Source organism: Robertmurraya mesotrionivorans (genome assembly GCF_050971805.1).
In the GTDB taxonomy this organism is placed as follows: Bacteria; Bacillota; Bacilli; order Bacillales; family Cytobacillaceae; genus Robertmurraya_A.
Genome location: NZ_JBPCCH010000003.1, coordinates 24894 through 37529, shown reverse-complemented (window position 1 = coordinate 37529; position 12636 = coordinate 24894). Strand labels below are relative to the sequence as shown.

The following is a 12636-nucleotide window of genomic DNA, read 5'->3' as shown; positions in this document are numbered from 1 at the left end:
AGGAATGAACATGACAGTAAGTGCAGACAAGTTGACGGCTGACCTGATTTCTTCTTTGCAGGGAGAAACCATGGTTTCCTTGATCACAATGAATGCGGAAACTAATTTACCACAGTTAAGTGTAGTTTCGTGGGTACATCCTGCAGCTGATGGAAAGACGATAAAAGTGGCGCTTGGACATAAAGCATCTAGTATAGATAATATTCAAAGGAATCCTAACGTAGTATTAGGGGTGATTGGGGCTGGAAGCTGTTATTCGGTGCAGGGAAAAGCATCCGTCTCTGAAATAAAAGAACTCACTATGAAACTATGCGTTGTCACCATTGAAGTAGAATCAGTTGAAAACGTGATGTTTTACGGAGGTAAGGTAACAACAGAACCTGCTTATGAGAAAACGTATAATAAAGACTTAGCTATTAAATTAGACACCGAAGTTTATGAGCTTCTAAGTGAGTAACGAAAAAAGAAAACCAAGCCAACCACTGTAAGTGGTTGGCTTGGTTTTTTTAATCTAGTAAAGATTGTATTCCTTTTACAAATGACGCCTGTGGTGGCCAAGCACAAAGATCGAAAGGGAAATCAGAGCCCGGAACGACTCGATCTTCACCTACTGTTTCCACTAGAAAATCAATGCTTGCTGGATTCCATAAGACTGTATCATACCAGAAGCGTTTTAAGTACTCTGATGGCTTTCCTTGCAGGTTGGAGGAAACAGCTCCCCATTGTTCATATCCTTTATCAAGTCTACCGATTTGATAAGGAAGGAACCCTCCGCCATGAGCAAATAATATTTTAATATTAGGATATTTGTCGATCATACCGCTTAATAAAATATCAGTTGCACACACGGTTGTTTCCCATGGGACGCCAATTAGGTTCGGCATCATCCAATTTTTTAATCGAGGATCTTCGCTTAGTAAAGGATGGATGAAAAGAATCGCTTTTAACCGGTTTGCTTCTTCAAAAAATGGAATAAATAAGTCGTCTGAAAGCATTTTTCCAGCTGCTGAAGGTCCAATGATTGCCCCTTTAAGCCCAAGGTTCATTGCATCATGTAAAATTTGTGCGGCACGATCAGGATGGCTGAGTGGAACGGTGCCAAGAGCGGATAAGCGTCCCTTCGTTTGTGTAATGAATTGTGATAAAGATTGATTATATACTTGGGAAATATCTGTAGTGATGTCTAGTGGGAAGTCATACATAAAAAGCTGTGGAATCGGTGAAATCAAGGAATGAGAAACACCAGCTTCTTTTTGTTTGTGAAGATATAGGTCTGTGTCGATAAAGGATGGTTTTAATTCAAAGCCCCATTTATCATTGACTACTAAAAAATCATCTTTGTTTTCTTCGTTTTTAATCCATTTGGCATTGACGGTATCTTTATGATCCTTTAACCAAGTAAGAACATCATCTGGGATAAAATGAGTGTGGAAATCATGCATTTTGGGGATTCTCCTTTATTATTTTAATAGAATTTTAGTTTCTGATTACCAATAACCCATACGGTTTGATATTTCCATGGCGGCTTGGATCACTTTCTTTGCGTAGCCAGGAACTTTGTTTGCTTGTATCCTTTGTTTTGGTCCTACAATTGCTAGTGCAGCGATGACCTTTCCACGATAATCATAGACAGGTGCAGCGATCGAGTTGACCCCTTCGAGAATTTCTTCACTGCTAAAAGTGTAACCGTTTTCTTTTATTTGTTTTAAATGGCTTCGAAGTTTACTAGGGTCGGTAATGGTGTTTTTCGTATATCTTGTTAAGCCTTTTTCAATGACTCTATCGACTAGTTGATCATCCGAATAGGCTAATAACACCTTACCTGAGCTCGTGCAATAAGGAGGATTCCTTTTTCCAACATTCGTTAACACACGAACAGGGTGGTGGCAATCAACCTTTTGAAGATAGATGACTTCATCATTATCGAGTACAGAAATATGGGCTGTTTCGCCTATACTTTCCACCAGACGGTTTAATACGGACTGTGATTCTTTGTAGATGTCCATATGACTATTAACGATTCCGCTTAAGGAAAGGATGGATAGGCCGAGTCGATACTTTCTTGACTCTGGATCTTTATAGACAAAACCCTCGGAAGCTAACGTTGCCATGGTCCTACTCACCGTACTTTTATTAATACCTAGAGAAGTAGATAAATCGCTAATCTTCTTTTCTGGCTCTTCCATCGTAAAGCTTCTTAATATTCGTAAAGCATTTTTTACGGATGATAAATGCTGGTCTTCCTGTTTTTCCGTAACCATCTAGTATCCTCCTTTTTTCATCATTTGAAACAGAATAAAGATTGTTTCTCTATAGTGGAGAATATAGCAAATAAATCCAAATAAATAAAGTGAATATTTATAAAGTTTAAAATAAAATAAATTTTTTGTGTTTTGTTGCATATAGAGAAACTCCAATGTTGATAGCGTAAAAAGTAGTGAGTAAGATAAAAAATATGAAGATTAATAAATTTTAGGAGAATCCTTTCCAACTTAAAAGAAAAGATTTTTCTAAACAACAAAATGTAAGCGTTTTAATCATGTAAAGAGGGGGATGTAAGATGTTGAAAAGAGGGATGAAGCTTAGTATTACTATGTTAACCTTGATTTTACTAGTATTTGTGTCAGCTTGTTCGAAAAGCTCTGGGGGAGAGCAAGCTGCATCGGATACAAAATCAATCACCTTTAAGATGGGGCATATGAACTCTCCTGACCATGTTCAAGATTCGAAGGCAATGAAACCGTTCAGTGAAGAAATAGAAAAGCTTACCGATGGTCGAGTGAAATTTCAAATCTATCCAGGTGGAGCTCTTGGTGGTCCCAAGGATACGTTAGACAATATTACAACTGGAATCATGGATGCGGGTTGGGGGTTACATGGGTATAATGCTGGAAAGTTTCCAACCCACTCTGTTCTTCAGCTTCCATTCCTTGCAAACGGGACGGGAGAAGAGTTGAGTGTTGTTGCTCAAAAGCTTTATGATACGTTCCCTGAAATCCAAAAGGAATATGACGATTTAAAGCTGTTATGGGTTCACGCAGCTGATCCGTACGCGATTATCACAAAAGGAAAAGCAGTCAGAAGCTTTGAGGACGTGAAAGGTTTAAAGCTTAGAACTCCGTCTGTTGAAGCAGGTGAAATGATTAAGTCATGGGGAGCAACTCCAGTTTCCTTACCGGCACCTGAAATCTATGATGCACTTCAAAAGGGTGTGATTGATGGGGGAGTCTTACCTGTTGCAGCTATTAAAGATTTTAACCTTACCGATTTAGTTGATTACGTCACATTAGGAAACTTCAACACTAGTATTTTCTACGTTGCTATGAACAAAGATAGCTGGAATAAGATTTCTCCAGAAGATCAAAAGCTCATTGAAGATGAACTGCTTGGTGAGCCAATGGCGAAAATGGCGGGGGCAGCGTTTGATTATCAAAAGGGCTTAGCGGAAACTGAAGCGAAAGATGCAGGTGTAGAATTTATTAGTCTGGAAGAAAGTGAACTTCAAAAATTTAAGGATAACTCTGAAGGTGTAAAGGAAAAATGGTTATCTGATATGAAATCAAAAGGGGTAGATGGACAGAAGATTTACGATGAAACAGTTAAGCTTATTGAAGAATAATAGTCTTCCTAACAGGAGGTGTAGGTAATGGAACAAGAAGTGAGAAAGGATGTTTCGTTGAGAGCTTCGGCTCTTGACGAAGTTTCCTTTTTAGAAAAAGTTATTCATCCATTCGAGAAAGTCGTTTCTACTTTAAATAATGTTCTTCATAAGGTTTCAAGTATCATTTTGTTTCTATTAATGTTTCTTACGACGGCAGATGTGTTTGGTCGATACTTTTTTAATAAGCCTATCACGGGAACGTATGAACTAACAGGATTGGCACTAGCAATGATCATCTTTTTTAGTCTTGGTTCGGCACAATTGAAAAAAGATCATATTGAAATTGACTTTTTAACGAATATGATGCCAGCAAAGGTTCAACACGCACTTTATGCCCTTACTTCCCTCATATTATTTATCCTTATGTCCCTAACCTCTTGGCAATTATTCGAGTATACGAAGAGGATTTATTTCGGAAATGAATTAAGTGGAGATCTTGGTTTACCACTTTATCTGTTCGTTACTTTTGCCACAGTCGGTGCGGTTTGTTTTACATTAACGTATCTTGTTGATTCGTTAAAATCCTTCCTAAGGGTGGTGAAAAAATGAGTCCAGAAATGATAGGAGTACTAGGAATTGTGCTACTCTTGGTTCTCATCTTATTAAGGGTTTCTGTAGGTCTTTCATTATTTTTAGTAGGGTTTTTAGGTGTATCGTGGCTTTCTGACTGGCAGGTCGGATTGTCACAGCTTGGGTCCTCTGCTTTTGGTACTTCTAATAACTATGGGTTAAGTGTTATTCCACTGTTTATATTAATGGGAATGTTTATGTCTAACACAGGTTTAGGGAAGGACCTGTTTAATGCGGTTGATAAGTGGATTGGCCATTTTCGTGGTGGTCTTGCGATTGCAACAGTCGGTGCCGCCTCCATTTTTGCAGCCATATCTGGATCTTCCAATGCAACTACGGCTACTTTGGCGAAGATCACGATTCCTGAAATGAAAGAGTACAATTACCGGACGACCTTTTCTACCGCAGCTGTTGCAGCAGGCGGTACTCTGGGGATATTAATTCCACCCAGTGTTATTTTAATTTTATATGGGGCATTAACGTCTGAGCCAATCGGTCCTCTATTAATTGGAGGTTTAGTACCGGGGATCATCATGACCCTTCTATTTATGCTTATGATCAACATCCAAGTCCGCTTAGACCCTTCTATTGCCCCTACCAAAATGGAGAAGGCGACCATCGAGGAAAAATTCTCCTCTTTAAAAAGTGTTTGGCCTTTTCTTTTGATATTTGCGATTAGTATCGGGGGAATTTACTTTGGGGTTTTCACTCCAAGTGAGGCTGGTGGAATAGGAGCCATTGGTGCCTTTTTCCTCACTCTTTTAACGAAGAGATTGAGTTTTAAAGGGCTCATTTCTTCCTTAGATGAATCGATCAGATTGACGGTTATGCTGTTTTTAATTTTGATTGGAGCATCGTTATTCGGAAAGTTCTTAGCGTTAAGCCAGATACCGATGTATTTAACAACGACTGTCGGATCACTAGACGTTTCTCCTTATCTAATCATGGCTATGATTCTTGTAGTCTACTTTATTTTAGGAATGTTTTTAGAGGGAATTGCCATAATGGTACTCACTCTGCCCATTGTTTATCCTTTGATCACTCAATTAGGATTTGATGGATTATGGTTCGGAATCATTATGGTGATGGTGTTAAATATTGGGGTACTTACACCTCCCCTTGGTTTAAGTGTTTATATTATTAGTGGTGTGGTAAAAGATGTCCCCATTCAACAAATTTTCAAAGGAGTTGTCCCAGCTATTGTTACCATGGTTGCTTTTACTATTGTTCTAATTATCTTCCCTGAAATCGTCACTTATTTACCAGGTTTGATTGAATAGGGAACCTAAGGAGGAGTAAGTCCATATGATTAAGAAAACATTGGATGAAAAGGCATTTCACTTATTAAAAGAAAAAATGAATGAAGGCCTACTTCCACAATGGGTGTTAACCGATCCAGATATCTTTGAGCTTGAAATTGAAAAGATTTATGGACATTCATGGCAATTTCTTGGCCACGAAACGGAAATCAAAGATCCTGGAAGTTATGTGACCCGCTGGATGGTCAATGATCCTGTTTTGTTAGTTAGAACTCGGGAAGGTGAAATTAAAGCATTTTTAAATTCATGTACCCATCGTGGAACCCAGCTATGTACAGCTGATCGAGGAAATAAAAAAACCTTCACTTGTCCTTACCATGGATGGAGCTATAATTTGAACGGTGATCTAGTTGGTATTGTGGCCGGAAACAAAGTGTATGGGGAAGAAATGGATAAATCGGAGTGGGGGTTAAGATCGATACCTCAAGTTGAATTATATCAAGGAATGATCTTTGGAAATCTTGATAAAAATGCGGAACCCCTAGAGGATTATCTAGGGGAGATGAAGTGGTACTTAGATATTCTTCTTGGCAGAAGTGGCGGGATGGAAGTGCGAGGTCTTCCACAGCGCTGGGTAGCGAAAGCAAATTGGAAGGCGACTGCTGAAAACTTTGCTGCTGATCCGTATCATGTGCAAACAACTCATCGCTCCACCGTTGAAATGGGAATTAGTCCGGAAGATCCTCTATATGCTGGCTATGGACATCAAGTGGTGATGAAAAATGCACATGGAATTAATGTGATAACCTCGAAGACAGGAAAAGCAAGAGTACCGTTCCAAGGAATGCCCGAGTCTATGTGGCCATTGTTTGAGAAGCATTTAACACCTGAACAACTAGATATTCAATCAAAAGTCACTGTTTTCGTAGGGGGAGTTTATCCAAATCTATCATTTGTAAGTCCCGTTCACGGAACGGAAGGTCACTTACATAATTACTTGAACTTTCGAATGTGGAGGCCGCTTGGGCCAGATAAGGTAGAGGTTTGGTGCTGGTTTTTAATTGATGAGGCAGCACCTGAGGAATATAAAGAAGCTGCCTATCGAGGATATTTAGGTTCGTTCGGACCTAGTGGAACACTAGAACAAGATGATACAGAAACATGGGCCCGAATCGTTGAAGTAAGTAAAGGCTTAATGATGAGAGACAAAAGCTTGAATTACAATAGTGGGAGCAATTATTTAATGGGGTACTCGCACGTGGAACCGGACGAGAATTTCCTTGGACCGGGGACTGCTTATCCAACGACGTATATAGACGCCTTATCAAGAAGGATGCACGAACATTGGCTCGAGCTGATTTCTAAGGGTCTCTTTAAAGAGGAGGTTAAGAGATGAATCTAGATATTCAGAGAATGGTGACACCTGAGCTTCACCTTGAGATCTCGACGTTACTAAACAGAGAAGCGTATTACCTCGACAATCGTAAATATAGGGAGTGGCTGGAATTACTTACCGATGACCTCGTATACAGGATGCCATTGAGAGAAACGGTAGAAGGTGTTGGAATAGATGATATTTCTAAAGATATGGCTTTCTTTGAAGAAACGAAAACATCTCTAACTACTAGAGTAAACCGCTTGTATACGAAGTCTGCTTGGGTGGAAAATCCGGCAACAAGACAGCGACATTTTATTACAAATGTAACAGTAGAGGGAACAGAAAAGGAAGACGAGTACAAGGTAAGGAGCTACTTCTTATTTATGAGAAGCAGAGCGTCTACGACTGATATTGAGCAAATGTTTGGGGAGCGAAATGATATCGTTCGAAAAGTAAATGGTGTGTGGAAAATCTCCTCACGTACGGTTTTCCCAGATCAATCTGTAATCACTACAATGAATATGAGTATGTTTCTCTAGCAAACACTTTTTTCTTTTAAAAGAATGCATTATTACACAGCCTCCTGATAAAAAGGAGGCATTTTAATTAAATTTTCAAAAAAAAACAGGTTGTTGCATATAGAGCAACAATGACGTTGTTGGTGCTGAAAGTAAGCGTTACCATGGAGGTAATAAAAAAATCTATTTTTAGGAGGACATACAGCATGCAGGTAGAAACGAAAGTGAAAGCGATCAATTGCTTACATTTTATTAACGGTCAATTTGTTGAATCACAGAACCATAAAACCTTTGAGAATATTAATCCAGCAACAGAAGAAGTATTAGGCACAGTGGCTGAAGGAGGAAAAGAGGAGGTGGATTTTGCCGTTCGTGCAGCAAGAAGAGCATTGAATGGCCCGTGGAAAAAGATGACCCTGGTTGAGCGGTCCAAAATCCTTCGCCGCATTGGTGACTTAATTCTTGAAAGGCAAGAAGAATTGGCGATGCTAGAATCATTGGACACGGGGAAGCCATTTTCCTTAGCAAACAAAATTGATGTTCCGCGTGCAGCGTATAATTTTCACTTTTTCGCCGATTATATTACTTCTGTTGGAACGGATGCATACCAACAGGATGATCAAGCGATTCATTATGCCTACCGTCGACCAGTAGGGGTTGTTGGAATTATTAAGCCATGGAATCTACCATTATTACTTCTCACCTGGAAACTCGCTCCTTGCCTTGGCATGGGAAACACGGCGGTTATTAAACCGGCAGAATGGACTCCGATGACAGCAACGGTACTTATGGAGATTTGTAAAGAGGCTGGCGTTCCAGATGGAGTCGTGAATCTAGTACACGGTTTTGGTCCAAATTCTGCTGGTGGAGCAATCTCCGAACACCCAGATATTGATGCCATTTCCTTCATAGGAGAACCAAGCACTGGAGCTAGCATTATGAAAGCTGCAGCTGACTCTTTGAAAAAGTTGTCGTACGAGTTAGGTGGGAAAAATCCAAATATCATTTTTGCTGATTCTGATATCGATGAAGTAATTGAGACAACGATTAAATCTAGCTTCATTAATCAAGGGGAAGTTTGCCTTTGTGGATCTCGCATTTACGTAGAAAGACCAATTTACAATGAATTTATTAATAAATTTGCTGAAAAAGTAAGAGATTTACGAGTGGGGGATCCTCTTGCGGAAGCGACAAATGTAGGTGCGTTAGTTAGTAAGGAACACTACGAGAGAGTAAATAGCTATATCGAGATTGCTCGTAATGATGGAGCGAATATTTTGACCGGTGGAAAGAGACCAGAAGGAATGGAAAAAGGGTATTTCCTTGAGCCAACAATTATCACTGGTCTTGATCGTAATTCTCGTTGTGTTCGTGAAGAAATATTTGGACCGGTTGTAACGGTCATGCCATTTGATATGGAAGAAGAAGTGATTATGCAGGCAAATGATACACATTACGGGTTAAGTGCAACCATTTGGACAAATGATCTACGTCGTGCACACCGAGTTGCTCATCAAATTGAAGCGGGCATTATTTGGGTAAACACATGGTTCCTTAGAGATCTAAGAACTCCATTTGGCGGGATGAAAAATAGTGGAATTGGTAGAACCGGAGGAATGCATAGTCTTGATTTCTACTCTGAATTGTCCAATATTACGATCAAGCTGTAGGAAAGGTGGGAAAGGAAATGTCTATTGTAACAAATAAAATAAAAGAATATGCTGCCCTTTTAGCGGATGCTGAAAAGACGGGAGTAGGAACCAATCCGCTTACGATATTAGATCCAAATCTATCTGTAACGGAAGCTTATCATATACAGCTAGAAAACATTCAAATGAAAGTGGAACAAGGACAGAAAATTATTGGAAAGAAAATCGGACTCACCTCACTTGCTATGCAAAAGCTTCTCGGGGTTGATGAACCTGACTATGGTCATCTGTTAGACATCATGGAAGTAGCAAATGGGGGTGTGATTTCAATTGAGAAAGTCTTGCAACCAAAGGTAGAAGCGGAACTCGCCTTTGTTCTAAAGAAGGACTTAATAGGACCAAATATAACAACACTCGATGTACTACAAGCAACGGATTATATTTTGCCCGCACTCGAAATTGTAGATAGTAGAGTGAAAGATTGGAAGATTAAGCTTCCTGATACGATTGCAGATAACGCATCGTCCGGTTTCTACGTACTTGGAGACAAAAAAGCGAAGGTAGACGAGATCAATCTAGAATTACTTGGCATGGTGCTTTCGAAAAACAATGAAATCGTGAACACCGGAGTGGGAGCGGCCGCTCTTGGAAACCCAGCTACATGTGTTGCTTGGCTAGCAAACAAATTATCTGAATTTGGAATTCCTCTGAAAGCAGGAGAAATCATTTTTTCTGGCGCACTATCGGCAGCTGCAGATGCGCAAGGTGGAGATACATTCTCTGCTAGATTTGCTCATCTTGGGGAAGTAAAAGTTAATTTTTAATAGGAAAGGATGGGTGTTATGGGCAAAGTGAAGGTGGCGATTCTTGGATCAGGAAATATCGGTACAGATCTTATGATGAAGCTTGGACGGTCAGAGGTTCTAGAGTTAACGACGGTAATTGGAATTGATCCTGATTCTGACGGGTTAAAAAAAGCGAGAGAGCTTGGGTATGAAACAATTAATAATGGTATAAATGGTTTCTTAGAACGCCCAGAACTGGCCGATATCGTTTTTGATGCAACGTCAGCGAAAGCACATATAAGGCATGCAAAGCTTTTGCGAGAGGCAGGCAAACAGGTGCTTGATTTAACACCAGCAGCAGTTGGGCCTCTTGTTGTCCCGCCCGTAAATATTAAAGAGCACGTGGATTCAGATAACATCAATTTAATTACGTGTGGAGGACAGGCAACGATTCCAATGGTTCATGCGATTCACTCTGTCCAACCAGTGGAATATGCGGAAATTGTTGCAACCATATCTAGTAAAAGTGCGGGGCCGGGAACAAGGGCAAATATAGATGAGTTCACAGAAACGACAGCTCGTGGTATCGAAAAAATTGGTGGTGCAAGAGTCGGAAAAGCGATCATTATCCTGAATCCAGCCGAGCCTCCGATCATGATGAGAGACACCATCCATGTTTTAGTAAAAGGCGATCAGGTGGATGAAGAGGGGATTTCTCGTTCCATCAAAGAAATGGAAAAACAAGTGCAAGAATATGTACCGGGATATAAGTTAAGACAGGAACCCATCTTCAACGGCAACCATGTGACAGTATTTATTGAGGTAGAAGGTGCAGGAGACTATTTGCCAAAGTACTCTGGAAATCTGGATATTATGACGGCGGCTGCTGTGAAAGTAGCGGAAGAATGGGCAAAACGTAAAATTTCACAAGCAATTGTATAAGAGAAAGGGGGAGCAAAAATGAAAGCGAAACGTGATGTAATACTGACGGAGGTTGCTTTAAGGGATGGTAGTCATGCGATACGGCATCAATTCACAGTGGAGCAGGTCACTCAAGTGGCAAAGGGCTTGGATGAAGCAAATGTTCCTTATATTGAAGTATCACACGGAGATGGATTAGGTGGATCCTCTTTGCAATATGGATTTTCTCGAACGAATGAAATGGAATTAATTGAAGCTGCTGCAGCAACAGTTAAGCAGGCAAAAATCTCTGTACTTCTTATTCCTGGAATCGGAACGAAGCAAGAATTAAAGCATGCGGCACAGCTTGGTGCCAAGATGGTGAGAGTGGCGACTCATGTGACAGAGGCCGACGTGGCACCGCAGCATATTGCTCTTGCGAAAGATTTAGGTCTTGAAACAGTAGGTTTCTTGATGATGTCTCATATGGCTCCTACGGAAAAGTTGGTGGAGCAAGCGAAGCTTATGGAGAGTTACGGTGCGGATACAGTATATGTGGTTGATTCTGCGGGAGCTCTTTTGCCACATGAAGTGAAGGAGAGAATCCGTGCGCTTAGACAAAGTCTTTCAATTGATATTGGGTTTCATGCCCATAACAACTTATCGTTGGCAATGGCAAACAGTATTACCGCGATTGAAGAAGGTGCCAGACGGATTGATGGAAGCATCCGCTGTCTTGGTGCCGGTGCAGGAAACACTCAGACCGAAGTACTCGTAGCGGTGCTCGACCGCTTAGGTATCCAAACGGGAGTCGATCTATACAAAATGATGGATGTAGCGGAGGAAATCGTTGCTCCTATCTTGGAAAAACCACAAGAAATCACAAAAGACGGCTTGGTGCTGGGGTATGCGGGCGTATATTCTAGCTTTCTATTACACGCTCAGGCGGCAGCACGAAAATTTGGAATTGATTCCCGCGATATTCTCGTTGAGCTTGGAAAAATGAAAGTGGTTGGCGGTCAGGAGGATATGATTCTTGATGTAGCAGCTGAACTTGCCAAAAAACTGCAAACGGCGGGATTATAAGGAGGAAATGTGATGGCGACAGTGGAATATAAAGAGATTGCTAAATATTTGATTGCTGGTGAAGAAGAGAAACGCGAGGTAGTAAAAGTAACAGAGAATATCAAGCCGGATCTTTCTGTGGAAGAAGGATATCTCGTCCAACAGGAGCTCGTCAAAATTAAGCGAGAAGAAGGGAGAAGAATCGTCGGACCTAAAATGGGTTTAACTAGCAAAGCAAAGATGCAGCAAATGAATGTAAATGAACCCATCTATGGATATGTGTTTGATTATATGTTGATTGAAAATGGTGGAAAGGTTCATTTACAGGACATGATTCATCCAAAAGTAGAAGCAGAGATTGCTTTTGTAATTGGAGAGGACATCGAAGGACCAAACGTGACAGCATCAGATGTTTTGTCTAAAACAGAATATGTTATTCCAGCTCTTGAACTGATTGACAGTCGGTATGTCAATTTCCAATTTACTTTACCAGATGTCATTGCTGATAATGCTTCCACATCTAGAGTCGTTTTCGGTACATCTTTTCATAAGCCGGACAAATTTGACCTTGATTTAGTTGGTGTGACACTTTCTATTAATGGTGAAATTAAGGAACTAGGTGCAGGAGCGGCTGTACTTGGCCACCCAGCGGAAGCGATTGCGATGCTAGCAAATATGCTTTCTCGTAGGGGAGAGAAGGTTCGTAAGGGCGATGTGATTTTATCTGGAGCGATTACCAGTGCTATTTTGCTAGAAAAAGGAGATGTTGTCACCGGCCGGTTCGATGGACTAGGTGAAGTATCTTTCGTGGTGACAGATTAGTTTTTACAATATGAGAAAGGAGGCATCTT

13 protein-coding genes are annotated in these 12636 nt (G+C 40.5%); 11 read left to right on the top strand and 2 right to left on the bottom strand.

Annotation, left to right across the window (positions count from 1 at the left end):
* Nucleotides 1-10: 10 nt before the first annotated feature.
* Nucleotides 11-457: a PNPOx family protein gene (locus ACRX5O_RS06690; protein ID WP_433905247.1), complete on the top strand. Its 447-nt coding sequence runs from the start codon at nucleotides 11-13 to the stop codon at nucleotides 455-457.
* 49 nt (nucleotides 458-506) lie between these two features.
* Here the strand turns inward: ACRX5O_RS06690 and ACRX5O_RS06685 are convergent, their stop codons facing one another.
* Together ACRX5O_RS06685 and ACRX5O_RS06680 are read right to left on the bottom strand one after the other, a co-directional pair.
* Entirely contained in the window at nucleotides 507-1442 is a 936-nt protein-coding gene (locus ACRX5O_RS06685; protein ID WP_433905246.1) for an amidohydrolase family protein, read from the bottom strand.
* Between the two features lie 45 nt (nucleotides 1443-1487).
* Nucleotides 1488-2261, bottom strand: a complete 774-nt coding sequence (locus ACRX5O_RS06680) for an IclR family transcriptional regulator (RefSeq protein ID WP_433905245.1) — start codon at nucleotides 2259-2261, stop codon at nucleotides 1488-1490.
* Nucleotides 2262-2560: 299 nt separating this feature from the next.
* Here ACRX5O_RS06680 and ACRX5O_RS06675 point away from each other — a divergent pair, with 299 nt between their 5' ends.
* The 10 genes from ACRX5O_RS06675 to ACRX5O_RS06630 all read left to right on the top strand — a co-directional run bounded on the left by ACRX5O_RS06675 (nucleotide 2561) and on the right by ACRX5O_RS06630 (nucleotide 12607).
* Nucleotides 2561-3619 carry a TRAP transporter substrate-binding protein gene (locus ACRX5O_RS06675; RefSeq protein ID WP_433905244.1) on the top strand — a complete coding sequence of 353 codons (1059 nt, stop codon included), beginning with the start codon at nucleotides 2561-2563 and terminating at the stop codon, nucleotides 3617-3619.
* A gap of 27 nt (nucleotides 3620-3646) precedes the next feature.
* Nucleotides 3647-4210, top strand: a complete 564-nt coding sequence (locus ACRX5O_RS06670; protein WP_391557456.1) for a TRAP transporter small permease — start codon at nucleotides 3647-3649, stop codon at nucleotides 4208-4210.
* Nucleotides 4207-5511 carry a TRAP transporter large permease gene (locus ACRX5O_RS06665; RefSeq protein WP_433905243.1) on the top strand — a complete coding sequence of 435 codons (1305 nt, stop codon included), beginning with the start codon at nucleotides 4207-4209 and terminating at the stop codon, nucleotides 5509-5511. The genes ACRX5O_RS06670 and ACRX5O_RS06665 overlap by 4 nt, the downstream gene beginning before the upstream one ends.
* 25 nt (nucleotides 5512-5536) lie before the next feature.
* Nucleotides 5537-6886: an aromatic ring-hydroxylating oxygenase subunit alpha gene (locus tag ACRX5O_RS06660; RefSeq protein ID WP_433905242.1), complete on the top strand. Its 1350-nt coding sequence runs from the start codon at nucleotides 5537-5539 to the stop codon at nucleotides 6884-6886.
* Nucleotides 6883-7407 (top strand): aromatic-ring-hydroxylating dioxygenase subunit beta, encoded by a 525-nt coding sequence (locus ACRX5O_RS06655; protein ID WP_433905241.1) that lies wholly within the window; start codon nucleotides 6883-6885, stop codon nucleotides 7405-7407. Before ACRX5O_RS06660 ends, ACRX5O_RS06655 begins: the two co-directional genes overlap by 4 nt.
* A gap of 185 nt (nucleotides 7408-7592) precedes the next feature.
* Entirely contained in the window at nucleotides 7593-9056 is a 1464-nt protein-coding gene (locus ACRX5O_RS06650; protein ID WP_433905240.1) for an aldehyde dehydrogenase, read from the top strand.
* Between the two features lie 17 nt (nucleotides 9057-9073).
* Nucleotides 9074-9859, top strand: coding sequence for a 2-keto-4-pentenoate hydratase (locus ACRX5O_RS06645; protein ID WP_433905239.1), 786 nt, complete (start codon nucleotides 9074-9076; stop codon nucleotides 9857-9859).
* 18 nt (nucleotides 9860-9877) lie between these two features.
* On the top strand, nucleotides 9878-10762 hold the full coding sequence (locus tag ACRX5O_RS06640) for an acetaldehyde dehydrogenase (acetylating) (protein WP_433905238.1): 885 nt from the start codon (nucleotides 9878-9880) through the stop codon (nucleotides 10760-10762).
* 18 nt (nucleotides 10763-10780) lie between these two features.
* The gene (dmpG, locus tag ACRX5O_RS06635; RefSeq protein WP_433905237.1) at nucleotides 10781-11806 is read left to right on the top strand and encodes a 4-hydroxy-2-oxovalerate aldolase; all 1026 of its coding nucleotides are present in this window, start codon (nucleotides 10781-10783) and stop codon (nucleotides 11804-11806) included.
* Between the two features lie 12 nt (nucleotides 11807-11818).
* On the top strand, nucleotides 11819-12607 hold the full coding sequence (locus ACRX5O_RS06630) for a 2-keto-4-pentenoate hydratase (RefSeq protein ID WP_433905236.1): 789 nt from the start codon (nucleotides 11819-11821) through the stop codon (nucleotides 12605-12607).
* The last annotated feature ends 29 nt before the right edge of the window (nucleotides 12608-12636 follow it).